We start from the raw sequence: 24,430 nt of genomic DNA, 5'->3' as shown, positions 1-24,430 counted from the left end.
CTCTTTTTTAAACGAACGGCTTAAAAAGAGACGTTTCATGGCCGAATAACGCACAAAAGTGGCAACGAAACGTTGTAAAGAGACCTGCCGTTGCCGATTGCGGGTGCTATTATTTTGCTTCTTCTCGCAGGATAACCCCAGGAAGGACACTCAATGATAAAATCCGCGCGCAGCATGGCTGGTTTGCCATGGATAGCTGCTATGGCCTTTTTCATGCAGTCACTCGACGCCACCATACTGAACACTGCCCTGCCCGCTATCGCCACCAGCCTCGACCGTTCTCCCCTTGCCATGCAATCCGCCGTCATCAGTTACACCCTGACTGTCGCTATGCTGATTCCGGTCAGCGGCTGGCTCGCCGATCGCTTCGGCACGCGCAAAGTGTTTATTGTGGCGGTATCGCTGTTCACCCTTGGCTCACTGGCTTGTGCACTCTCACCGACGCTTTCGGTGCTGGTCATGTCGCGCATCGTACAGGGCGTCGGTGGCGCAATGATGATGCCGGTCGCGCGACTGGCACTGTTACGTGCCTATCCACGCAGTGAACTGCTGCCGGTACTCAACTTTGTGACCATGCCAGGTTTAGTCGGGCCGATACTGGGCCCGATGCTGGGTGGCGTACTCGTCACTTACGCCACCTGGCACTGGATCTTCCTGATTAATATCCCGATTGGCATTCTCGGCATTATCTACGCACGCAAATATATGCCGGACTTCACCACACCTAAGCGCCGCTTCGACTTTTTCGGCTTCATATTATTCGGGGCTGGACTCGTGATGATCTCGATTGGGATTGAGCTGTTCGGTGAGCGGATTGTTTCTGCCTGGCTGGCCGGCGGGATATTACTCAGCGGGATCGTGCTTTTACTCCTCTATATAGTGCATGCCCGAAATCACCCTTCACCGCTGATCAACCTGCCGATGTTTAAAACCCGGACCTTCTCAGTCGGCATCGTCGGCAACATTGCCTCTCGTCTCGGCACCGGCTGTGTGCCCTTTCTGATGCCGCTTATGTTACAGGTTGGATTTGGCTTTTCCGCGATTATTGCAGGCTGCATGATGGCGCCAACCGCCCTGGGTTCGATTCTGGCGAAGTCGACCGTGACACAACTCCTGCGCTGGCTGGGCTACCGCCGTCTGCTGGTCGGCATTACCGCCATTATTGGCATCCTGATCGCCAGCTTCTCCCTGCAGTCACCCGCTGAAAGTATCTTCGTACTATTGCTTCCACTGTTTATTCTCGGCATGGCGATGTCTACGCAATTCACCGCCATGAACACCATTACGCTGGCCGACCTGAATGATGATAACGCCAGCGGCGGAAATAGCGTGCTGGCAGTAACGCAGCAATTAGCGATCAGTTTTGGTGTGGCCGTCAGCGCTGCGGTGCTGCGCTTTTATCAGGAGTTTGAAACCAGCACCATTTCACAGTTCCATGCCACGTTTCTGACTATGGGTATCGTTACCGTACTTTCGGCGCTGACCTTTATGCTGCTGAAAAACGGGGATGGACGTAATCTGATCAGCAATCGTGACAAGAAGAAAAAGCGCTAAACCGACCCCCGCACCACCAGTTCCGGCGTCAGCACCAGCGTTTGCTGACTGGCGTCGGGATCGCTGAGACGATGAATTAAGGTGTCTATCGCCAGTTCACCCAGCGCATCTTTCGGCTGATGGATGGTACTCAGTGGTGGAGTGAGATAACGCGCCAGTTCAATATCGTCATATCCCATCACCGCCATCTGCTGCGGAATCCGCATCCCGGCCTGATAGAGCGCGTGATAAACGCCAACCGCCATTGCATCGTTGCTGGTAAAGACGGCTTCTGGCGGCGTTTCCAGCGCCAGCAGTTCGACCATCCCGTTGTAGCCCCCCTGAAATTCAAAATCACCATTCACCACATAGCCGGGCAGAATCTCCAGGCCACTCTTTGTCATGGCGTTGCGATAACCTTCCAGGCGCATACGCGCAGGGGTTTTATCCTGTGGACCGGCGATACAGGCTATACGGGTATAACCGCAGTCGATGAGATGCTGAGTAGCCAGTTCGCCGCCCAGCAGCGCGTTATCCTGAATAATGTCACCGCGGCCTTCAAAGGGTGCCCAGTCCATCATCACCGTAGGTATAGAAGGATAACGGTTCAGAATATCTGCCGAAGGCAGGTGACTTTCAGTGCACATCATCAGCAAACCATCGACACGCTTCTGCATCAACGTTTCCAGGCTGCGATTCATTCGCTCCTCGTCACCCGCCGTGTTACAGAGAATCAGGCTATAGCCACGCTGATAGCAGCTCTCCTCCACACCGCGCACCACTTCGGCATAAAAGGGGTTACTACTGGTGGTCAGCAGCATACCGATGGTGTGGGTCTGATTAATTTTCAGACTGCGTGCCAGCGCAGAAGGGGCATAGTTGAGATGACGTATCGCCTGCTCAACTTTTTCGCGCACGCCATCACTGACAAAGCGATTGTTATTGATCACGTGCGAGACAGTTGAGGTAGAGACGCCCGCCAGGCGAGCAACATCTTTCATGGTGCTCAAATGCTTAGCCCTGCTGCTGCAAAAAATCATCGATCTCCGTGCGCCACGGCACGGAGGGCTGTGCACCCGGTCGCGTAACGGCAATAGCGGCGGCGGCATGGGCAAATCGCACCGCGTCGTACATTGGCTTCTGCTCCAGTCGCGCGGTAATAAAGGCACCGTTAAAGGTGTCACCCGCCGCGATGGTGTCGATAGCTTTAACACTGAAGCCTGCAATACGCTGACCTTCTCCCCGCTCGCTCAGCCAGACGCCGCGGCGACCAAGCGTAATCAGTACCGTGCCTATGCCTTTGGCATGCAGCACTTCCGCAGCGCGTGCCGCATCTTCATCGCTGTTGACTGCAATGCCGGTCAGGCTCTCGGCTTCGGTCTCATTCGGCGTAATAATATCGACTAATGCCAGCAGTTCATCTGAAAGAGAGGTAGCGGGAGCCGGATTGAGGATAACCTGCGTATGATGCTGCCGGGCAAGCGTCGCAGCGGCCAGTACGCTTTCCAGTGGTGATTCCAGCTGCATTAATAGTGCATCAGCATCGGCGATGACATGCTGATGACGCGCCACACAATCGGGTGTTAACGCCGCATTTGCACCAGAGTAAATGCCAATGTTGTTCTCACCGTCACCGTTGACGAAAATCATTGCCACACCGGTCGACTCGCCCTCGACCACCTCGACTGGCGTGGTATCAATATTGTCCTGCGTAAGCTGATCACGAATACGTTTACCCATGTCGTCAGCGCCCACACAGGCGATAAATGCGATATCGGCACCGGCACGACCAGCGGCTACCGCCTGATTTGCACCTTTACCGCCAAACGCAATCTGATAATTCTGCCCGATCACCGTTTCACCGGGACGAGGAAAATGCGCCAGATTAAGGATGTGGTCAGCGTTGATGCTGCCAAGAACGGCCAGTTTTGCGTTTTTGCTCATTAGGGGAGTCCGGAATAAGTGCGCCACCGGGAGGGTGGCGCGGTGCCCTGCATTTCTTTGAGTTATTGAGTGACCAGCTTCAGGTCGACCGGATTGACCGCCTGCACTTTTTCACCCTTCAGCACTTTATCAGCGGTATCCACGCCGATCATGCCAATTTTTTCTGGCATCTGTGCCACAGTCGCAGACAGTTTGCCAGCTTCTACGGCTTTAACGCCATCAGCCGTGCCGTCAAAACCCACCACGATCACACCCGTTTTTCCGGCGGTCTGCAGTGCACGCAGTGCACCCAGTGCCATTTCGTCGTTCTGCGCGAATACCGCCTGAACATCCGGGTGTGCCTGCAGCAGGTTCTGCATCACGTTCAGACCTTTAGTACGGTCAAAGTCAGCAGGCTGGCTGGCGAGGATCTGGAATTTATGCGCATCAGCGGCCTGTTTGAAGCCTTCGCCACGTTCACGGGCAGCAGATGTGCCGGCAATGCCCTGCAGTTCGATAATTTTGGCGTTTTCGCCCACTTTTTTGGCGATGAAGTCACCGGCCATTTTGCCGCCGAAGCGGTTGTCAGAAGCGACATGGCTGACAACGGTGCCCTGAGCTGCAACACGATCCAGGGTGATAACCGGAATCTTCGCCTGGTTAGCCATCTTCACGGCGTTACCCACGGCATCAGAGTCGGTCGGGTTGATCAGCAGCAGCTTCGTGCCGCGAACGGTCAGATCCTGCACGTTCGCCAGCTCTTTCGCCGGGTTATTCTGTGAATCCAGCACCACCAGGTTGTAGCCCAGTTTATCGGCTTCTTTCTGTGCACCCTCTTTCAGCGAAACAAAGAACGGGTTGTTCAGGGTTGAGACCACCAGCGCGATGGTATCTTTTGCCATGGCGCTGGTACTGAGTGTGGCGCCGAGGATCATGGCCAGTGCGGTTAACTTTTTCATCTTGTTATCCTGTGTAAGGTCAGAGTTATTTACTGCTTTTATTATCCACCAGCACCGCCAGCAGGATGACTACCGCTTTAACGATCATCTGGTAGTAGGAAGAGACGCCCATCAGGTTCAGGCCGTTGTTCAGGAAGCCGAGAATCAGCGCGCCAATCAGGGTGCCGAAAATACGGCCTTTACCGCCGGCCAGGCTGGTTCCACCCAGCACGACCGCAGCAATTGCATCCAGTTCATAGCCGGTGCCCGCTGTCGGCTGTGCCGAAGAGAGACGCGCCACTTCAATGGTGCCCGCCAGCGCAGCCAGCATGCCACTCAGTGAATAGACGATAATTTTGACGCGATTCACATTGATGCCAGAGAGACGCGTTGCCGCTTCATTACCACCCAGTGCATAGATATAGCGGCCCAGGCGGGTGTGTTGCAGCATGTACCATGCGGCAATAAAGACCAGCGCCATCAGCCAGACCGGCGCAGGGATACCCAGTGGGCGACCAATACCAAACCAGCCCAGCAGATCGGCATTGGCACTGAAGCCGGTGTTAATCGGGCTGCCGTCTGTGTAGACCATGGTCACACCGCGCAGCAATAACATCATGACCAGCGTGGCGATAAAGGCCTGTACCTTGCCGCGTGCCACAATGGTGCCGGTCAGGCCACCGATTGCCGCGCCCAGTGCCAGCGAAGCCGCCACCGCGACCAGCGCATTGACTTCCATGCCCACCAGCGATGCACCCACTGCGCCCGTCAGGGCCAGCAAAGAACCCACAGAGAGGTCAATGCCTGAGGTCAGGATCACCAGCGTCATCCCGACGGCCATAATGGCGTTAACCGAGGTCTGCTGCAGAATGTTGAACAGGTTCGCCACGGTAAAGAAGTTCGGACTCTGGCTGGCCACCACGGCGATCAGCACCATCAGCGCAATCAGTGACTTCTGTTCCAGCAGCCAGCTTTTGCTAAACCAGCGACGGCTGGCCGGTAAAGTTTGGGTCGTCATACCACTAAATCCTCGCTGTGTTGCTTGCCTACGGCGGCTGCCATCAGGCTTTCCTGAGTGGCCTCTTCTCGGGTAAATTCGCCGCTGATACGGCCTTCATGCATCACCAGAATCCGATCGCTCATGCCCAGCACTTCCGGCATTTCCGAGGAGACCAGGATGATGCTCAGCCCTTCGGCTTTAAACTGGTTAATCAGTTGGTAGATCTCTTTCTTCGCACCGACATCCACACCGCGTGTCGGTTCATCCAGAATCAGCACGTTGGGCCGGGTCATCAGACCGCGGGCAATCGCCACTTTCTGCTGGTTGCCGCCCGAAAGCAGGCCAATCGGCTGCTCCATAGACGGCGTTTTAACATTGAACAGACGGATAAAATCGCCCACCGCCAGCTGCTCTGCTGCATGTTTCAGCGTGCCGCTGCCGTGACTGAAATAGCGCAAGGCCGTCAGAGACATGTTCTCTTTTACTGACATGCCCAACACCAGGCCATCACGCTTACGATCTTCGGAGATATAGACGATGCCATTCGCCAGTCCATCCTGCGGAGAACGCGTCACGACTTCCCGGCCATTGAGCCACAGATTGCCTTCGCGACGCGGCAATGCGCCGTACAGCACCTTCATCAGTTCGGTACGCCCCGCACCCATCAGGCCAGAAACGCCGAGGATTTCACCTTTGCGCAGGCTGAAGCTGACGTTCTCTACACCTGGTCCGCTCACGTTCTCCACTTTCAGTCGCACATCGCCTGGCGCCTGATCGATATGAGGATATTGATCTTCCAGCTTACGTCCGACCATCATCTCGATGAGGCTCTCTTCGGTCAGCTCGCTGACCGGACGTTCAGCAATAAACTGGCCGTCGCGGAACACCGTGACGTCATCGCAAATCTCAAAGATCTCTTTCATGCGATGCGAGATATAGACGATGCCGCAGCCCTGCGCTTTCAGTTCGTTGATCACGCGGAATAGAGACAGCGTCTCGGTATCGGTCAGCGCATCGGTCGGTTCATCCATAATGATGACCTGTGATTCGAAGCTCAGGACTTTGGCGATTTCGACCATTTGCTGATCGCCAATCGACAGATCCCCGACCAGCTTGTGGCTGTTGAAGCGCAGATTAAGACGTTTAAGCAGCGCATCCGCTTCGGCATACATACGCGGCCACTGAATACGGCCAAAACGACCTACATATTCGCGACCGAGAAAGATATTCTCCGCCACGGTTAACTGAGGGATCAGGTTCAGTTCCTGATGGATGATGCCAATGCCCGCTTCCTGAGACGCTTTCGGTCCACTGAAACGGGTCTCTTTGCCGAGCCAGCGCAGCGTACCGGCATCATATTGATAGATCCCGGTCAGCACTTTCATCATGGTGGACTTGCCTGCGCCATTCTCGCCCACCAGCGCCATCACGCGTCCTGCCCGAACATTCAGCGATGCACCCTTGAGGGCTTTCACACCCGGAAAGGATTTTTCAATGCCGTCGAGTTGCAGTAAAGGTTGCATAGCGGCCTCAGAAGGTCACACCGGCGCTGAGGATGACATTCGCAAACGGAGAACACTCTCCGCTGCGAATGACCGCCTGACTACGCTGCGTTTGTTGTTTGAATTGTTCATGACTGATGTAGCTGATGGTGATGATATTCCCCTGGTGCTGTTGCAAGGCTTCGAGCACAGCGACAAGCGCACTATGAAGTTGCGGATTATGCTGCTTAATCTCTTCCGCGATCAGGGCGCTCTCTACCTGCATCTCCAGTGCGACAGCATTCACCACCTGCATAAAATCGGGCGTACCCGGCGTGAGCGCTAAGTCGATACGCTGCGGTCCTGCCGGAATCGGCAAGCCTGCATCGGCAATCGTCAGCGTATCCGTGTGTCCCAGGCGGGCAATCACATGAGAGAGTTCAGCGTTTAACAAGCGACCTTTTTTCATCTTTTCACTCCACAGCGAAACGTTTCGCTGATGGGAGTGTATGAAAAGGCGCCATCAACTCAACGGGCAAAGAAGAAATCTGTGATCGCCATCGAAACGTTTCGCTCACGCGAGGGGAAATTTGCATTAAGGCGGGGAACGGGCAGAAAAAAGGGCCGCAAATGCGACCCTGAAGCAAAAGATTAAGGCAGCTTTTTAACCTGCTTAACGTCCATCTCAATGCTGTTGAAATCTTTATCCAGTTCGCCCGTGAGCTCTACGTTATCTTTGGGCGTGATTGTCTGGCCGTTCCAGTGCTTGTGGTCGATTTCGACTTTCATGGTGCCGGTCTGGTCGCGGAACAGATAATCTTCTTTGCCGGTCTGTTTCTCCAGTTTGCCGCGCACGGTGATCCAGCTGTCATCTTTCATTTCTTCAGCCTGCTTCACGGTCACCACACTGGTGTGGTCTGCACTAAAGCCACCCTGTCCGGCTGCTGACTGTGTCTGCGTGGCTGGCGCGCTGGGATCAACAAATCCGCCCTGCTGCGCAGCGAAAACCGGGGCGGAAGCCAGCATAACGACGGCCAGAATTGCAGCATGCTTTTTCATGGTGTACCTCTTTTCAGTGGTGTTTTCGGTTTGAATACGCCCAGTTGACCACAGAGTTCTTAACAGCTTCTTAAGCGTTAAAAATAAGCGATTTTCGCCGAAATCAGCTGTACACCAGGGAAGTTGCTTCGTATAAAGCGCTATCGGAACAGGGAGACGTGATGCGTATTTTACTGATTGAAGACGATCGCTTAATTGGCGACGGTATCAAAGCGGGGCTAAGTAAGCTGGGCTTTAGCGTTGACTGGTTTATGTCTGGTGAGTCCGGCTTTAACGCGCTGGAGGCCGCCCCCTGGGATGCGGTGATTCTGGATCTTTCACTGCCCGAGCGGGATGGACTCGATATCCTGCGGGAGTGGCGACAGCAGGGCAACGATGTGCCGGTACTGATACTGACCGCCCGCGATGCGCTCGATCAGCGGGTCAAAGGCCTGCAGCTGGGCGCTGATGACTATCTATGCAAGCCTTTTGCCTTAACCGAAGTGGCCGCTCGCTTACAGGCGCTGATCCGCCGCCGTCACGGCCAGCTGCAGCCCGAACTCCGTCACGGTAACGTGGTGCTGATCCCCGGCAGCCACAGTGTGATGCGCGAGGGTGAGACGATTGCGTTGAAAAGTCGTGAACTGGCGCTGCTGGAACTCTTTATGCGCAATCCAGGCCGGGTGCTGACGCGTAGCCAGCTGGAAGAGAAGCTCTACAGCTGGGACGCCGACGTCTCCAGCAATGCGGTGGAAGTGCATATCCATCATCTGCGTAAAAAGCTGGGCAGCACATTTATCCGCACGTTGCATGGCGTCGGTTATACGCTGGGGGCCGCCGAATGCGATCAATGAGTCTGTTTCTGCGGCTGGGCATCGGTTTTGTGCTGCTGCTCGGCCTCTGCTGGGCCAGTGCCAGCCTGAGTGCCTGGCATCAGACGCGTGAAACCCTGGATGAGCTCTTTGATACCCAGCAGATGCTGCTGGCTAAGCGTCTGCTGACGCTGGATTTCTCCTCGCTGGACAATACCACACTGCCCAGAACCAAAGAGATGCTGCGCCACCATCGTGGCGAACAGGATGATGATGCACTGGCCTTTGCTGTCTTCACGCGTGACGGCAGGCAGGTGATGAATGATGGCGACAACGGCCGTTATCTGCCGTTTGAGGCGGAGCATCAGGGATTTCATGAAGGGCAGCTCACCAATGACGACGATAGCTGGCGATTTGTCTGGCTGACCACGCCTGATAAGCAGTTCCGGGTGGTGGTGGGCCAGGAGTCGGAATACCGCGATGACATGACGCGGGATCTGATGAAGGCCAGCATGTTGCCCTGGCTAATCGCGCTGCCTTTAATGTTGCTTCTGCTTATCGGTCTGGTCTGGTCTGAACTGCGGCCGCTGAAGACGCTGGCAAAACAACTGGCGCAGCGTTCGGCCGATGATGATACGCCGCTACAGCCAGACCGCGTGCCAAAAGAGGTGCAACCGCTGATGGTCGCGCTCAATGGTCTGTTCAGCCGCATTAGCGCCATGATGCAGCGTGAACGCCGCTTTACCTCCGATGCCGCGCATGAACTGCGCAGTCCGCTGGCCGCGCTGCAGGTGCAAAGCGAAGTGATCCAGCTGACTGCAGATGACGAAGTCATGCGAACCCATGCGCTGCAGCAGCTGGATGCCGGGATTGTCCGCGCAACGCGGCTGGTGGATCAGTTGCTGACGCTCTCGCGGGTTGAAGCCGATGATGTGCGCAGCGCCTTCGAACCTGTGTCGCTGAAACGCACGGTGCAGGAGACGCTCGCCGCACAGCTGCCTCTGGCGGACAAAAACGGTGTGACGCTGCGCCTTCTCGCAGAGGCCGATCCGCTGATTCAGGGGCATCCGCTGTTACTGTCACTGCTGGTGCGGAATCTGCTGGATAACGCCATTCGCTACACGCCAGCAGGCAGTGAAGTTGATGTGCGGTTGCAGGCAAACAGCCTGTCGGTGGAGGATAATGGCGAGGGTCTGAGTGCAGCAGATCTGCAACGGCTCGGAGAACGTTTCTGGCGACCGCCGGGCCAGGAGAAGAGTGGTAGCGGGCTGGGATTGTCGATAGTCCGCAACATTGCCCAGTTGCACGGAATGCAGGTCACCTTCAGCCAGCGATCCGGCGGCGGATTATGCGTCACGCTGCGCTGGTCAGCGCCCGCCCCGTAAGGCGGACGCTGCAGATCAAATCTCGACCTGAGTGCCCAGCTCGATCACCCGGTTTGGGGGGATCTCAAACTGGTCTGGCGCACGGAGCGCATTGCGCTGCAGCGCCAGGAAGAGTTTGCCGCGCAGGCGCAGATACCACGGACGTTTGCCGATGATCAGCGATTCATGTGACATGAAGAACGACGTCTCCATCATGCGGCAGTTAAGACCTTCCAGACCGCAGCGGTGGAAAATCTCCTCGACGTTTGGCGTTTCGCGCCAGCCGTAGCTCGCCACCACGCGCCAGAAAGTCGGCGACAGCTGCTCAATAGTGACGCGACGCACGTTGTGCACGTAAGGCGCATCTTCAGTTCGCAACGTCAGCAGCACCACCCGCTCATGCAACACTTTGTTATGCTTGAGGTTATGCAGCATGGCAAACGGAATCACATTCAGTGCACGTGACATATAGACCGCCGTGCCCGGTACGCGAACCGGCGGCGATTTCTCCAGTGACGCGATCATTGCCTCCAGGGAGTTGCCATGTTCGTGCATACGGCGCAGCAGGCGGAAACGCTCGCTTTTCCACGTCGTCATAATGATAAACATCACCAGGCCGAGACAGAGCGGCAACCAGCCACCGGAGAAGATTTTCACCAGGTTGGCGGTAAACAGCGGCACGTCAATGCAGAGCATCAATACCAGGATGACGGCAACCGCCAGCTTGTTCCAGTGCCAGTTTTTAACCGCCACGGTGCAGGAGAGCATCGCCGTCAGCACCATGGTGCCAGTCACCGCAATACCGTAGGCGGCAGCCAGATTACTTGAATGCTCAAAGCTGATAATCACAATCAGCACCGCGAAATAGAGCACCCAGTTGATTACCGGAATATAAATCTGACCCGATTCACGCTCAGAGGTGTGGATGATGCGCATACCTGGCAGATAGCCCAGTCGCACCGCCTGACGCGTCAGCGAGAAGACACCAGAGATCACCGCCTGCGAGGCGATAACGGTGGCCAGAGTCGCCAGAATCAGCATCGGGATCAGCGCCCATTCCGGCGCCAGCAGGAAGAAGGGGTTTTTAATCGCTTTAGGGTCGCTGAGTAACAGCGCACCCTGACCAAAATAGTTCAGTGCCAGCGACGGCAGTACCACCGAGAACCAGGCCAGTCGAATCGGCACTTTACCGAAGTGCCCCATATCGGCATAGAGCGCTTCAACCCCGGTAATCGCCAGCACCACCGCGCCAAGCGCGAAGAATGAGACAGATTTATAGTGCACGAAGAATTCGACCGCATAAGCGGGATTCAGCGCATGCAGCACTTCCGGATTTTTCATGATGCCGCTGACCCCAAGGATCGCCAGCACAAGGAACCAGACCAGCATCACCGGCGCGAAGAGTTTGCCCACCATGCCGGTGCCATGTTTCTGAATCGCAAACAGCAGCGTCAGCACCGCAATCGACATCGGCACGATAAAAGGATCCAGCGACGGCGCGGCAATCTCCAGGCCTTCAATAGCGGACATCACCGAAATGGCTGGCGTGATCACCACTTCCCCATAGAAGAAGCTGCCTCCAATCAGGCCCATGATCACCAGTACTGCCGTGGCCCGCGCACCGGTATGGCGTCCAGCCAGCGACATCAGTGTCAGTATCCCGCCTTCACCGGCGTTGTCGGCACGCATCACATAGCTGATGTATTTCAGTGAGACCACCAGCACCAGAAGCCAGAAAATCAGCGACAGAAAGCCAAACACCGCTTCCCGCTCAACGCCGAAGCCAAACTGTCCGGAGAGACATTCACGCAAGGTATACAGCGGACTGGTGCCGATATCCCCGTAAACAACACCAATGGCGGCCAGCGTTAATCCGCGAAGTGACTGCTTATTATCCGAGCTCATAGAGTTATCTTTTGTTGGAGTCTAAGAGGCGCGAAAACCCCTCGCTCAGGCCATCAAAAAGCGCACAGTATGCACGGTTTAGCGAAAATTCCTATACCCGCTTCGCCTCGCTGGCAGGGTAACGGGGTCACTTCTGGCGATAAAGCGTTAATTAGCGTTGCTTTTAATCCAGGCAAACCTTCTGAAACAAAAAAGCTGACAGCTATCAACGCTTTCACGCATGATGATCTATAGAGTAAAGCGCTTGCTTAAGCGCGGCGGCCCGACGATCGTAAGGACAGTGAAGTGATTATGGCTCAACCCCATCTTTTGGCAGAAAGAATTTCTCGCCTCAGCAATGCGTTAGAAAAAGGATTGTATGAGCGGCATCACGCCATACGCCTTTGCCTGCTCGCGGCGCTGAGTGGTGAAAGCGTGTTCCTGCTGGGACCGCCAGGCATCGCCAAGAGCCTGATTGCCCGTCGCCTCAAATATGCCTTTCAGCACGCCCGCGCTTTTGAATATCTGATGACCCGTTTCTCCACACCGGAAGAGGTGTTTGGTCCGCTCTCCATTCAGGCGCTGAAAGATGAAGGGCGCTATCAGCGTCTGACCAAAGGGTATCTGCCCGACGCCGAGATTGTTTTTCTGGATGAGATCTGGAAAGCGGGGCCGGCGATTCTCAATACGCTGCTGACAGCTATTAATGAGCGCCGCTTCCGCAATGGCGACAGCGAAGAGACCATCCCGATGCGGCTGCTGGTCACCGCATCCAATGAACTGCCGGAAGCGGATAGCGGTCTTGAAGCGCTCTATGATCGGATGCTGATCCGCCTGTGGCTGGATAATGTGCATGAGAAACAGAACTTCCGCAGCATGCTGACGCACCAGCAGGATGAGCACACCAATCCGGTCGCGGAGTCCCTGCGCATCAGTGATGAAGAGTATGCACAGTGGCAGCTCGGCATCAGCCAGGTCAGTCTGCCCGATGCGGTGTTTGAGCTGATTTATCAGCTGCGTCAGCAGCTGGAGAGCCAGCCCGCCGCGCCTTACATTTCCGATCGTCGCTGGAAAAAAGCGATTCATCTGTTGCAGGCCAGCGCCTTCTATAGCGGTCGCAACACCATTGCACCGATAGACCTGATCCTGCTGAAAGATTGTCTCTGGCATGACGTGGCGTCCATGCAACTGCTGGAGCGCGAAATCGACCTGTTAATGACGCAGCACGCCTGGCAGCAGCAACCGATGCTGATGAAACTGCAGCAGATCAAAGCTCGCCGCATGGCCCTCCAGCAACAGCAGAGCATCGCGCAGGCAATCACCCTGGAAAAACACAGCGGCATGTTCAGCCGCAAACCCCATTACGATCTGCCAGAAAGCTTTACCGATGAGCAACTGACGCTGATGCTGCAAAAACCGCTGATGCTGCATGACATGCAGGTAAGTCATCTGGTGATCGCGCGTGATGCCCTGAATCAGTGGCTGCAAAAAGGCGGCGAGGTTCGCGGCAGGCTCAATGGGATTGGCTTTGCGCAGAGCCTGGATTTACACGTGGATGCACAGCATTGTCTGGCTATCCGTGATGTCAGCCTGCAATCGTCGCGCCTGACACTGCCAGGCGTCAGCAGCAGCGAGCCGCTGCCCGGTGAAATCACCGACGCGCTGGATGCACTGGAGAGTGAACTGCGGTCGCAGCGACATCAGTTCAGTCAGCATCAGCGCTGCCTGTTTATCAGTGATGACTGGCTGGCGCGGGTTGAAACCAGTCTGCAGGATGTGGCGGAACAGCTGAAACAGGCGCGTAAATGATCTCAGTGGAGACGCTCAGCACACTGCTCTCAGTGGGGGAAACCGAACTGATTGAAGAGCTGATCATTGCTCTGCTGGCGTCGCCCCAGCTTGCGCTGTTTTTTGAAAAGTTTCCCGGGCTGAAGAAAGCGCTGCTGCGCGATATACCGCGCTGGCGAGCCGAAATCACAGCCGATCTCAAAGCCACACCGGTTCCGGCCACGCTGGCCGAAGAGTTTCAGCTGTTCCAGCGGGTACAACTTCTCAGCGATCGTGACTTCAGCCACCAGCTGAATGCCACACTTCAGGCACTTGAAAGCCTGCCGTCCCCCTTTCTGGATGAAGCTAACCGGCTGCTGCAACATACCGATATCGCTCATCTCAGCAGCGCGCAGCACCAACTTTTTCTGCAGCGCTGGCGGCTGAGCCTGACCTTACAGACGCTGACGCTGAATCAGCAGTTGCTGGAACAGCAGCGCGAACGTCTGCTGGCGGAACTGCAGCAGCGCATGGCACTGAGCGGCCAGCTGGCACCGATTCTGGGCGACGATGATGAAGCTGCCGCGGGTCGGTTGTGGGACATGAGTAAAGCGTCACTGCAGCCTGGCGACTATCAGTTGATGCTGCAATATGGTGACTTTCTGGCTCAGCAGCCGGAGCTGCTGAAACTGGCCCAGCAGCTGGGTCGCAGCCGCGAGGCAAAATCGGTGCCGTCGCAGGATGCCCCGATGGAAGCTTTTCACCATCTGGTGCAGGAGCCTGCGTCCGTGCCGGAAGAGGTCAGCGGCATTCATCAGAGCGATGACGTACTGCGTCTGTTGCCGCCGGAGTTAGCGGCGCTGAGCATCAGCGAACTGGAGCTGGAATTTTATCGGCGGCTGGTCGAGAAACGACTGCTGACCTACAAGCTGCAGGGCGATGCCTGGCATGAAAAGGTGACGATGCGCCCGGCCAGCCACCAGCAACATGAAGAGCAGCCGCGCGGGCCATTCATCGTCTGTGTTGATACCTCCGGGTCGATGGGAGGCTTTAATGAGCGTTGTGCCAAAGCGTTTTGCCTGGCCCTGCTGAAGGTCGCGCTGGCCGATCGCCGTCGCTGCTACATTATGCTGTTTGCTCATGAGGTGATTGGCTATGAGCTGACCGGAGATGATGGGCTGGAGCAGGCGATTCGCTTTCTCAGTCAGCGCTTTCGCGGCGGCACCGATCTGGCGGCCTGCCTCTCTTCTGTTGTTACCCGCATGGAAGGCGCACTGTGGCAGGAAGCTGATGCGGTGATCGTCTCCGATTTTATTGCCCAGCGTCTGCCGGAAGAGGTGATCGGGGCAATCAAAAAGCGTCAGCGACATAATCAGCAACGTTTTCACGCCGTGGCGATGTCGGCCCACGGAAAACCAGGCATTCTGCGCATCTTCGACCATATCTGGCGCTTCGATACCGGCATGAAAAGCCGTCTGCTGCGGCACTGGCGCCGTTAAGTCATCTGACAGAAAAACTTCTTTGCTATAGTAAATTACCGTTTTAATTACTCAGCAATCTGGAGCTTCCTGTGACGCTTGCTCAACCTCACCGCGATTTGCCTGCACCGACGCGGACGTTATTGCTCTCCGGCCAGAATAGCGAACAAAAACGTGCCGAATTGCTGGCCTATTTTCATCAGACCTGGGAACAGTATGAAAGTCTGTTCACCTGTCTGGCCGATTCAAAGGCCTGGTTTACTAAAGCTATTCCCCTGCGCCATCCGTTGATCTTCTATTTTGGTCATACCGCCACCTTCTACATTAATAAGCTGATGGCCGGACGTCTTATCGATGCGCGTCTGGACGATCGCATCGAAGCGATGATGGCGATTGGTGTTGATGAGATGAGCTGGGATGATCTCAACGACAGCCACTATGACTGGCCGACCATTGAGGAAGTCCGTGCATACCGCGGACGCGTTAAAGCGCTGGTCAGCGATCTGATTCAGACCATGCCGATCACGCTGCCGATCGGCTGGGAGAGCCCGGCGTGGGTGATCCTGATGGGGATTGAGCATGAGCGTATTCATCTGGAAACCTCCAGCGTGCTGATCCGCCAGTTACCCGTTGAGTGGGTCAGACCACAGGCCGCGTGGCCGGCATGCCCGATGGCACGCCACCAGCGCGAGGCTGTTCCGGCCAATACCCTGCTGCCGATGCCCGGTGGCACCCTTACGCTGGGGAAAACCGACGACACCTACGGCTGGGATGTCGAGTATGGCCGCCAGCAGGTTACGCTGCAGCCGTTCCAGGCGAGCAAAATGCTGGTCAGCAACGCGGAATTTCTGGCGTTCATTGAGGCAGGCGGTTATCAGGATGCCCGCTGGTGGGATGACGAAGGCTGGGGCTGGTGTCAGTTTGCCAAAGCAGAAATGCCCACCTTCTGGGTCGGCACGCCTGCGATGCCCGATCAGCTTAAACTGCGTCTGATGTGTGAAGAGGTCGCAATGCCATGGGACTGGCCTGCCGAGGTCAATCAGCTGGAAGCGGCGGCCTTCTGCCGCTGGAAAGCGAATCAGACCGGCATGAGTGTTCAGCTCCCCTGTGAAGCGGAGTGGGCTCAGCTACGCGAACAGGTCGCGGGCGATCAGCCAGACTGGGATCGGGCGCCGGGCAACATCAACCTGGCGTACTGGGCTTCCTCCTCGCCGGTCGACCTCTTCGCCCAGGGCGAGTTCTTCGATATCGTCGGTAACGTCTGGCAGTGGACGACCACACCGACCAATGGCTTTGAAGGCTTCAACGTTCACCTGCTGTACGATGATTTCTCTACTCCGACCTTTGATGGCAAACATTCGCTGATCAAAGGCGGCAGCTGGATCTCAACCGGCAACGAAGCGCTGAAATCAGCCCGCTATGCGTTCCGCCGCCACTTCTTCCAGCATGCCGGTTTCCGCTACGTAGTTTCCAGCCATCAGGAGACGATGGCGCCAAACCCGTATGAATCTGACGCGATGGTGTCGCAGTACCTCGACTTCCAGTATGGCCCGCGCTATTTCGGTGTGGACAACTATGCCGAAAGCCTGGTGAAGCTGGCGCTGGACTACACAACGGCACGTGGCGAAGCCCTTGATATCGGCTGTGCCACCGGACGCGCCAGTTTTGAGCTGGCTCGCCACTTTGAACGCGTCACCGGGATGGACTACTCGGCGCGCTTCATTGATGTGGCGCTGCAGCTGGCCAGCGGCGAAGACTTCCGTTATCTGCTGCCACAGGAAGGCGACCTGGTGGAGTATCGTCAGGTTCGCCTGAAAGATTTCGCACTGGAGAGCGAACTGGCGCAGCGGATTCAGTTTGTTCAGGGGGATGCCTGTAACCTCAAACCTCAGCCTGGCCGTTACGACCTGGTACTTGCCTCCAACCTGATTGATCGTCTGCGCCAGCCTGCGCGCTTCCTGCGTGATGTCACGCCGATGCTGCGTCAGGGCGGTATTCTGCTGCTCTCATCCCCTTATACCTGGCTGGAAGATTTCACACCGAAAGAGAACTGGCTGGGCGGTGTACGTGAGAACGGTGAGGCACTGACGACGCTGCAGGCACTGCAACGTCTGCTGGCGGCCGACTTCGACCTGGTCGATGAACCGCAGGATAAACCGTTTGTGATCCGCGAAACGGCCCGCAAGTTCCAGCATACGCTGGCGCAGGTCACCGTCTGGCGCAAACGCTAAGTGAACCGGCAGCGGCGCCCGTCGCTGCCGGGAGTTGCCTGAACCGTTATTTTGCTGCACATTCACCGTTGTTTACTTAAGCAGACCCATAACGAGGATGGCCATGGCCGAACATCTGCAGCTCGATAACCTGGATCGCGGCATTCTGAATGCCCTGCTGGATAATGCGCGCACCGCTTACGCCGAGCTGGCAAAACAGTTTAATGTCAGCCCGGGCACCATTCATGTGCGCGTGGAAAAAATGAAGCAGGCGGGCATCATCCTGGGAACACGGGTTGATATCGATCCGCGCCAGCTGGGGTTTGATGTCTGCTGCTTTATTGGCATTATCCTTAAGAGCGCGCGTGACTATCCGGCGGCGCTGAGCAAGCTGGATGCGCTGGATGAAGTGGTTGAAGCCTGGTACACCACCGGCCACTACAGCATTTTTATTAAAGTGATGTGCCGCTCAATTGACGCCCTGCAGCAGGTCCTGATCAATAAGATCCAGACCATCGATGAAATTCAGTCCACAGAAACGCTGATCTCCCTGCAAAACCCGATCATGCGCACCATCAAGCCCTGATCCTCTTTTCCTTGTGCATAATCTTATCCCTGACGAATGTGGCGGCTGACAACAGCTGCATTCGCTTCTTCTGATCTATTAACCCTGTTGTCCACAGGTGGATCACCGCTTGATCACAGCGTACAATGCTCGCCTTAATGTCCGGGAGAGCAAGATGGCCGATATTACCTTAATCAGTGGCAGTACTCTGGGTAGCGCAGAGTATGTGGCTGAACATCTCGAAGAAAAATTACAGGAAGCGGGCTTCTCAACCCAGATGCTGCATGGTCCGGCGCTGGATGAGGTGCCGCACGAGGGTATCTGGCTGGTGGTCTGCTCAACCCACGGTGCTGGCGATATTCCTGACAACCTTCTGCCCCTGTTCGAGGCCATCACGGAAAGCAAACCCGATCTCTCGCAGGTGCGGTTTGGTGCTGTCGGACTCGGCAATCATGAATATGATCTCTTTTGTGGCGCGATCCGCCAGATTACAGCGCTGTTAATTGCTCAGGGTGCCCGTCAGATCGGCGATCGCCTTGAGATCGACGTGCTGGAGCATGAGATTCCTGAAGATCCCGCAGAAGCCTGGCTGGAAAGCTGGAAAAACGCGATCTGAAGGGGGCTGGGGATCGCGAAATAGTCACGATCCCCAGTGGAAGATGCTGATTTTATCCTTTTCCCTCCTTTTATTTTGTGGATAACTACCCTGTTTTGTTGCGTATAACCGGTAGTTATCCAGATAACAACGGGAGAACGATTTTTGAGCTGTGGATAACAGTCCATTTTGATCCCAGCTTATACGGATCAGGATCACCGATCACTCACAGGTAGTGATCCTCTCTATCCTGTTGTTTCTGAGGTGCTTCTGGCACATATCCACAGAAAAGCGGGATCCTAATAAGAGATCTAACAGAAAGATCATATACAGATCTAAGATCCTTTCTTTTAAAACCGGACGATCCCGCGGCTTTCACCCCAGACGGAATTTGAGTAGAATCCACGCCCCAGGACGACGATCCTGCAAGTTCATCAACCGAGGTACCACTTCATGTTTTATCAGGATCCTTTTGACGTCATCGTAATTGGTGGTGGTCATGCGGGCACCGAAGCCGCAATGGCGGCAGCCCGAATGGGTCAGCAAACCCTGTTACTCACCCATAACATTGATACGCTTGGACAAATGTCCTGTAACCCGGCGATTGGTGGTATTGGCAAAGGACATCTGGTGAAGGAAGTGGATGCCCTGGGTGGTCTGATGGCCAGCGCAATTGACCAGGCCGGTATCCAGTTTAGGATACTAAACGCCAGCAAAGGCCCGGCGGTACGGGCGACCCGTGCTCAGGCTGACCGCGTGCTCTATCGGCAGGCGGTGCGAACGGCACTGGAGAACCAGCCTAATCTGATGATCTTCCAGCAGGCGGTTGACGATCTCATCGTGGAAAACGATCGTGTGGTCGGTGCCGTCACGCAAATGGGACTGAAGTTCCGTGCCAAAACGGTGGTCCTCACCGTCGGTACTTTCCTTGATGGCAAAATTCATATCGGTCTGGACAATTACAGTGGCGGTCGCGCTGGCGATCCCCCGTCCATTCCGCTGGCAAAACGACTGCGTGCGCTGCCGCTGCGGGTAAACCGCCTCAAGACCGGTACGCCACCGCGTATCGATGCGCGCACCATCGATTTTTCAGTGCTTAGCCCGCAGCATGGCGATGACCCCATGCCGGTGTTCTCGTTCATGGGCAATGCGTCTCAGCATCCACAGCAGGTGCCTTGCTGGATCACGCACACCAATGAGAAAACCCATGAAGTGATCCGCAATAACCTGGATCGCAGCCCGATGTATGCCGGGATCATCGAGGGGATCGGCCCACGCTACTGCCCGTCGATCGAAGACAAAGTTATGCGTTTTGCCGATCGTAACTCGCATCAGATCTTCCTGGAGCCGGAAGGGCTGACCAGTAATGAGATCTACCCGAACGGTATCTCAACCAGTCTGCCGTTTGATGTACAAATTCAGATCGTCCGATCGATGCAGGGCATGGAGAATGCAAAGATCGTGCGTCCGGGGTATGCCATTGAGTATGACTTCTTCGATCCGCGCGATCTAAAACCGACGCTGGAGAGCAAGTTTATTCATGGCCTGTTCTTTGCCGGACAGATCAACGGCACGACCGGTTACGAAGAAGCGGCAGCGCAGGGGATGCTGGCGGGTCTGAACGCGGCTCGTCAGTCTGCTGACAAAGAGGGCTGGGCACCGCGTCGCGATCAGGCTTATCTGGGCGTACTGGTTGACGATCTCTGCACGCTTGGCACTAAAGAGCCGTACCGGATGTTTACCTCCCGTGCTGAATACCGTCTGATGCTGCGCGAAGACAACGCCGATCTGCGTCTGACCGAAACCGGCCGTGAACTGGGTCTGGTGGATGATGCGCGCTGGGCGCGTTTCAACGAGAAGCTGGAAGCGATTGAACAGGAGCGTCAGCGTCTGCGGGATATCTGGGTTCATCCAAAGTCTGAGCACGTGACCGAAGTGAACACGGTTCTCAGCGCGCCGCTGACCAAAGAAGCCAGCGGTGAAGATCTGCTGCGCCGTCCTGAGCTGACCTATCTGAAGCTGATGACACTGGATGCCTTTGGTCCGGCTCTGGCTGATGAGCAGGCCGCTGAGCAGGTTGAGATTCAGGTCAAATATGAAGGTTATATTGCGCGTCAGCAGGAAGAGATTGATCGCCAGCTGCGTAATGAGAACACACTGTTGCCAGTGGAGCTCGACTACCGCCATGTGAACGGGCTGTCGAATGAGGTGATCGCCAAACTGAACGATCACAAACCCGTGTCAATTGGTCAGGCGACACGTATCTCCGGCATAACACCGGCGGCGATCTCAATTCTGCTTATTTATCTGAAAAAACAGGGTCTGCTGCGTAAAAGCGCCTGATCTGAAACGGGGCGTGGCGACACGCCCCCGCTGAATGGAATTATGTTGTGATCAACACACTCACATCGCTGCTAAAGGCAGCCAGTATTTCCCTCTCCGATCAACAAAAACAGCAGCTGGTTGCCTATGTCGGCCTGCTGGATAAGTGGAACAAAGCCTACAATCTGACATCTGTGCGCGATCCTGAGCAGATGCTGGTCCGTCATATCCTCGATAGCATCGTGGTGGCACCGCATCTGAAAGGCTCACGTTTTATTGATGTGGGAACCGGTCCCGGACTGCCGGGTATTCCGCTGGCTATCGTAATGCCTGATGCGCACTTTACGCTGCTCGACAGTCTGGGCAAACGGGTGCGCTTTCTGCGTCAGGTTCAGCATGAGTTAGGACTCACTAACATTACTCCGGTCCAGAGTCGGGTTGAAGCGTTCCTGGCTGAGCCGCCTTTTGATGGCGTTATCAGCCGTGCATTTGCGTCACTGACCGATATGGTGAACTGGTGTCATCACCTGCCAGGAAGGGAAGGGCGCTTCTTCGCGCTTAAAGGCGTGCGTCCGGACGATGAAATTGCGGAATTACCGGCTGGCTATGTTTCTGATGACGTCATTAAGCTGCAGGTGCCGCAGCTGGAAGGTGACCGTCATCTGGTCATCATTCGTCATCAGTAGCCCTTCAGTTAGCAGGGGCTTTTATCAGGGTTCTGATGAAAAAAGTGCAGATAATGCGCTATCGATAAAAGATTTTGTTTAAGCCCTGGCGGAATGAAGGTTAAAAACAGCGACGGAAATTATCCGAAAAGCTCTGTTACATTTAACGATTGGTTCACATTTAATTATCAGAAATATCACTTGTATAGGTGGGCCGCGGAATAAAAGTAGTCACGCCAGAAAATATATCGCGGTAATAACTTTGCGTGCGTAATATCAATTTCACGTTTCTTAAGCATACTTCGATGTCAATAGCGTGTTTTTGATGAAAATAGACTTGCACACGCAATTTTATATTTTCAAGACAATGATTTTTAAGGATTAATCTGTTTTACAGATTGTTCTTAAATAGGTTGAAGATAAAACTCAGTGTAGTGTGAGTGCTTATTATGTGATCTAAAGCACGCTTTAAAAGCAAGTTGCGCGTGAAATTTCAGTCAGATTAGTGCGAATCTCCGCAGGGTAATCTTTGGAAAAATAGCCCTCCGGAAAGAAATTTAAATAATTGTTCACCTTTTCGCTACTTACCGATTGAAATCGCAGGTGCGGCCCGTATAATTTGCACGGCTTTTGCTGCTTGACTCAACTGCGCAAAGGCAGTCTTATACGACACGCGACATACCCCTAACGGGGCAGGAGAGTATCAGCGTCATGTCAGTGTCTCTTTACAGTTTAAAATTCGCCCGAACGGTGCTGATGATTCAGCTGGTGACGATAGTCATCATCGGCGCACTCTTTACTGTTAAAGATGTCACCTGGGGTGTCTCTGCTCTTGCGGGTGGAGCGGCAGCCTGGCTGCCAAACGTAATGTTTTTGTTTTTAGCCTGGCGCCTGCAGGGGCAATCCCCCACTTCGGGGCGAGTCGCGTGGAGCTTCGCTTTAGGTGAAATAGCTAAAGTGTTTGCGACCATCATTTTGCTCATTGTGGCGTTGGGTCTGTTCGGCGCGGTTTTCTGGCCGGTCGGAATAACCTGGTTATCGGTGCTGGTGGTACATATTCTGGCACCGGCGGTAATTAACAACAAAGGGTAAGAGGCATCATGGCTGCAGGAGAAATCTCTACTCCGCAAGAGTACATTGGTCACCACCTGACACATCTTCAGTTGGACCTGCGTACCTTCGAGTTAGTGAATCCGCACGACGCTCCCGCGACGTTCTGGGTATTAAATATCGATTCCATGTTTTTCTCTATGGTGCTGGGAATCATCTTCCTGGTGTTGTTCCGTAGCGTGGCGAAGTCTGCCACCAGCGGTGTGCCAGGGAAAATGCAGGCGGCTATCGAACTGGTTGTCGGTTTCGTTGATAGTAACGTGCGCGACATGTATCACGGTAAGAGCAAACTTATCGCCCCGCTGGCTCTGACAATTTTTGTCTGGGTCTTCCTGATGAACTTCATGGATCTGCTGCCAATCGACCTGCTGCCATATATTGGTGAGCATGTGTTGGGGTTACCGGCGCTGCGCGTCGTACCGTCTGCAGACGTGAACATCACGCTATCTATGGCGTTGGGCGTATTTATTTTGATTCTGTTCTACAGCATCAAAATGAAAGGCATTGGCGGCTTCACGAAAGAGCTGACGCTGCAGCCTTTTAACCACCCGATCTTCATCCCGATCAACCTGATTCTGGAAGGTGTGAGCCTTCTGTCTAAACCTGTATCACTGGGTTTACGACTGTTCGGTAACATGTATGCGGGTGAACTGATCTTTATCCTTATTGCCGGTCTGTTGCCGTGGTGGTCGCAGTGGGTGCTGAATGTGCCGTGGGCCATTTTCCACATCCTGATCATTTCGCTACAGGCTTTCATTTTCATGGTCCTCACGATCGTCTATCTGTCGATGGCATCTGAAGAGCATTGATTTTTTTCTCAACACTACTTTCCCGCTTGATTCCGGGTGGCAGCGCACCACGCTAAGGCCCGGAAGATTAAGGGAGCATTTAACTGAAACAAACTGGAGACTGTCATGGAAAACCTGAATATGGATCTGCTGTACATGGCTGCCGCTGTGATGATGGGCCTGGCGGCAATCGGTGCTGCGATCGGTATCGGCATCCTCGGAGGAAAATTCCTGGAAGGCGCTGCTCGTCAGCCTGACCTGATTCCTCTGCTGCGTACGCAGTTCTTTGTTGTAATGGGTCTGGTGGATGCAATCCCGATGATCGCTGTTGGTCTGGGTCTGTACGTGATGTTTGCTGTCGCCTAAAGCCCTGTGTTCACTCAGCGCACAATGTGCAAGGGTGAACGGATTCTGCCGCTTATCACGTTGATAACGGCAGAAAAGTTAAATACTCAATCTAGAGGCATTGTGCTGTGAACATTAATGCAACAATCCTCGGCCAGGCTATCGCGTTCATCCTGTTTGTCGCGTTCTGCATGAAGTACGTATGGCCGCCGCTGATGGCTGCTATCGAAAAGCGCCAGAAAGAAATTGCTGAAGGCCTTGCTTCTGCTGAACGTGCCAAGAAAGATTTGGATCTCGCGCAGGCTAATGCGACCGACCAGCTGAAAAAAGCCAAAGAAGACGCTCAGGTCATTATCGAGCAAGCGAACAAGCGTCGCGCGCAGATTCTGGATGAAGCCAAAACCGAAGCTGAAAACGAACGTAATCGCATCGTGACACAAGCGCAGGCTGAAATTGACGCCGAGCGTAAACGTGCACGTGAAGAACTGCGTAAGCAGGTTGCGTTGCTGGCTATGGCTGGCGCCGAGAAGATCATCGAACGCTCCGTGGATGAAGCTGCTAACAGCGACATCGTTGATAAACTGGTCGCTGAACTGTAAGGAGGGAGGGGCT

General features: G+C 55.0%; 22 protein-coding genes. 14 read left to right on the top strand and 8 right to left on the bottom strand.

Going from position 1 to position 24,430, the window contains the following annotated elements:
• The first annotated feature begins 153 nt into the window (after positions 1 to 153).
• Positions 154 to 1,554, top strand: a complete 1,401-nt coding sequence (gene mdtD / locus EE896_RS00380; RefSeq protein WP_003849472.1) for a multidrug transporter subunit MdtD — start codon at positions 154 to 156, stop codon at positions 1,552 to 1,554.
• Here the strand turns inward: mdtD and rbsR are convergent.
• The 7 genes from rbsR to EE896_RS00345 form a co-directional block, all read right to left on the bottom strand.
• Positions 1,551 to 2,534, bottom strand: coding sequence for a ribose operon transcriptional repressor RbsR (gene rbsR, locus EE896_RS00375; protein WP_003849474.1), 984 nt, complete (start codon positions 2,532 to 2,534; stop codon positions 1,551 to 1,553). The genes mdtD and rbsR overlap by 4 nt on opposite strands.
• 13 nt (positions 2,535 to 2,547) lie before the next feature.
• Positions 2,548 to 3,477: a ribokinase gene (rbsK, locus tag EE896_RS00370; protein WP_003849475.1), complete on the bottom strand. Its 930-nt coding sequence runs from the start codon at positions 3,475 to 3,477 to the stop codon at positions 2,548 to 2,550.
• A gap of 62 nt (positions 3,478 to 3,539) precedes the next feature.
• Positions 3,540 to 4,415: a ribose ABC transporter substrate-binding protein RbsB gene (rbsB, locus tag EE896_RS00365; RefSeq protein ID WP_003849477.1), complete on the bottom strand. Its 876-nt coding sequence runs from the start codon at positions 4,413 to 4,415 to the stop codon at positions 3,540 to 3,542.
• A 25-nt stretch (positions 4,416 to 4,440) separates the two neighbouring features.
• Complete coding sequence (gene rbsC / locus EE896_RS00360) at positions 4,441 to 5,412, bottom strand: ribose ABC transporter permease (RefSeq protein ID WP_003849479.1); 972 nt, start codon at positions 5,410 to 5,412, stop codon at positions 4,441 to 4,443.
• On the bottom strand, positions 5,409 to 6,917 hold the full coding sequence (gene rbsA / locus EE896_RS00355; RefSeq protein WP_003849481.1) for a ribose ABC transporter ATP-binding protein RbsA: 1,509 nt from the start codon (positions 6,915 to 6,917) through the stop codon (positions 5,409 to 5,411). The genes rbsC and rbsA overlap by 4 nt, the downstream gene beginning before the upstream one ends.
• Before the next feature lie 7 nt (positions 6,918 to 6,924).
• Positions 6,925 to 7,344, bottom strand: a complete 420-nt coding sequence (gene rbsD / locus EE896_RS00350; protein WP_140916038.1) for a D-ribose pyranase — start codon at positions 7,342 to 7,344, stop codon at positions 6,925 to 6,927.
• A gap of 182 nt (positions 7,345 to 7,526) precedes the next feature.
• The gene (locus EE896_RS00345; protein WP_003849484.1) at positions 7,527 to 7,934 is read right to left on the bottom strand and encodes a YgiW/YdeI family stress tolerance OB fold protein; all 408 of its coding nucleotides are present in this window, start codon (positions 7,932 to 7,934) and stop codon (positions 7,527 to 7,529) included.
• Positions 7,935 to 8,095: 161 nt separating this feature from the next.
• On the opposite strand from EE896_RS00345, the gene qseB reads away from it, so the two are divergent.
• The gene (qseB, locus tag EE896_RS00340) at positions 8,096 to 8,767 is read left to right on the top strand and encodes a quorum sensing response regulator transcription factor QseB (protein WP_003849485.1); all 672 of its coding nucleotides are present in this window, start codon (positions 8,096 to 8,098) and stop codon (positions 8,765 to 8,767) included.
• Entirely contained in the window at positions 8,755 to 10,110 is a 1,356-nt protein-coding gene (qseC, locus tag EE896_RS00335; protein WP_105099986.1) for a quorum sensing histidine kinase QseC, read from the top strand. Before qseB ends, qseC begins: the two co-directional genes overlap by 13 nt.
• Positions 10,111 to 10,125: 15 nt before the next feature.
• Here qseC and kup read toward each other — a convergent pair whose 3' ends face one another.
• On the bottom strand, positions 10,126 to 11,994 hold the full coding sequence (gene kup / locus EE896_RS00330) for a low affinity potassium transporter Kup (RefSeq protein WP_003849489.1): 1,869 nt from the start codon (positions 11,992 to 11,994) through the stop codon (positions 10,126 to 10,128).
• A gap of 291 nt (positions 11,995 to 12,285) precedes the next feature.
• On the opposite strand from kup, the gene ravA reads away from it, so the two are divergent.
• The 11 genes from ravA (at position 12,286) to atpF (ending at position 24,417) form a co-directional block, all read left to right on the top strand.
• Positions 12,286 to 13,782, top strand: coding sequence for an ATPase RavA (ravA, locus tag EE896_RS00325; RefSeq protein WP_033743354.1), 1,497 nt, complete (start codon positions 12,286 to 12,288; stop codon positions 13,780 to 13,782).
• Positions 13,779 to 15,239 (top strand): ATPase RavA stimulator ViaA, encoded by a 1,461-nt coding sequence (gene viaA, locus EE896_RS00320; protein ID WP_008926370.1) that lies wholly within the window; start codon positions 13,779 to 13,781, stop codon positions 15,237 to 15,239. The genes ravA and viaA overlap by 4 nt, the downstream gene beginning before the upstream one ends.
• Before the next feature lie 71 nt (positions 15,240 to 15,310).
• Entirely contained in the window at positions 15,311 to 17,449 is a 2,139-nt protein-coding gene (ovoA, locus tag EE896_RS00315) for a 5-histidylcysteine sulfoxide synthase (protein WP_140916040.1), read from the top strand.
• A gap of 103 nt (positions 17,450 to 17,552) precedes the next feature.
• Positions 17,553 to 18,014, top strand: a complete 462-nt coding sequence (gene asnC, locus EE896_RS00310) for a transcriptional regulator AsnC (RefSeq protein ID WP_003849496.1) — start codon at positions 17,553 to 17,555, stop codon at positions 18,012 to 18,014.
• 154 nt (positions 18,015 to 18,168) lie between these two features.
• On the top strand, positions 18,169 to 18,609 hold the full coding sequence (gene mioC, locus EE896_RS00305; RefSeq protein ID WP_003849498.1) for an FMN-binding protein MioC: 441 nt from the start codon (positions 18,169 to 18,171) through the stop codon (positions 18,607 to 18,609).
• 432 nt (positions 18,610 to 19,041) lie between these two features.
• Complete coding sequence (mnmG, locus tag EE896_RS00300) at positions 19,042 to 20,931, top strand: tRNA uridine-5-carboxymethylaminomethyl(34) synthesis enzyme MnmG (RefSeq protein WP_003849500.1); 1,890 nt, start codon at positions 19,042 to 19,044, stop codon at positions 20,929 to 20,931.
• A 47-nt stretch (positions 20,932 to 20,978) separates the two neighbouring features.
• Entirely contained in the window at positions 20,979 to 21,596 is a 618-nt protein-coding gene (rsmG, locus tag EE896_RS00295; protein ID WP_105099987.1) for a 16S rRNA (guanine(527)-N(7))-methyltransferase RsmG, read from the top strand.
• A gap of 690 nt (positions 21,597 to 22,286) precedes the next feature.
• Entirely contained in the window at positions 22,287 to 22,667 is a 381-nt protein-coding gene (atpI, locus tag EE896_RS00290; protein ID WP_003849503.1) for a F0F1 ATP synthase subunit I, read from the top strand.
• Between the two features lie 8 nt (positions 22,668 to 22,675).
• Entirely contained in the window at positions 22,676 to 23,494 is an 819-nt protein-coding gene (atpB, locus tag EE896_RS00285; protein ID WP_003849506.1) for a F0F1 ATP synthase subunit A, read from the top strand.
• A gap of 105 nt (positions 23,495 to 23,599) precedes the next feature.
• The gene (gene atpE / locus EE896_RS00280; RefSeq protein WP_003849523.1) at positions 23,600 to 23,839 is read left to right on the top strand and encodes a F0F1 ATP synthase subunit C; all 240 of its coding nucleotides are present in this window, start codon (positions 23,600 to 23,602) and stop codon (positions 23,837 to 23,839) included.
• A 107-nt stretch (positions 23,840 to 23,946) separates the two neighbouring features.
• Positions 23,947 to 24,417 carry a F0F1 ATP synthase subunit B gene (gene atpF / locus EE896_RS00275; RefSeq protein ID WP_003849528.1) on the top strand — a complete coding sequence of 157 codons (471 nt, stop codon included), beginning with the start codon at positions 23,947 to 23,949 and terminating at the stop codon, positions 24,415 to 24,417.
• Positions 24,418 to 24,430: the final 13 nt, after the last annotated feature.

It is taken from the genome of Pantoea eucalypti, from assembly GCF_009646115.1.
In the GTDB taxonomy this organism is placed as follows: Bacteria; Pseudomonadota; Gammaproteobacteria; order Enterobacterales; family Enterobacteriaceae; genus Pantoea; species Pantoea eucalypti.
Note: the sequence above shows the minus strand (reverse complement) of the source record. Positions and strands in the feature narration are given on the sequence as shown.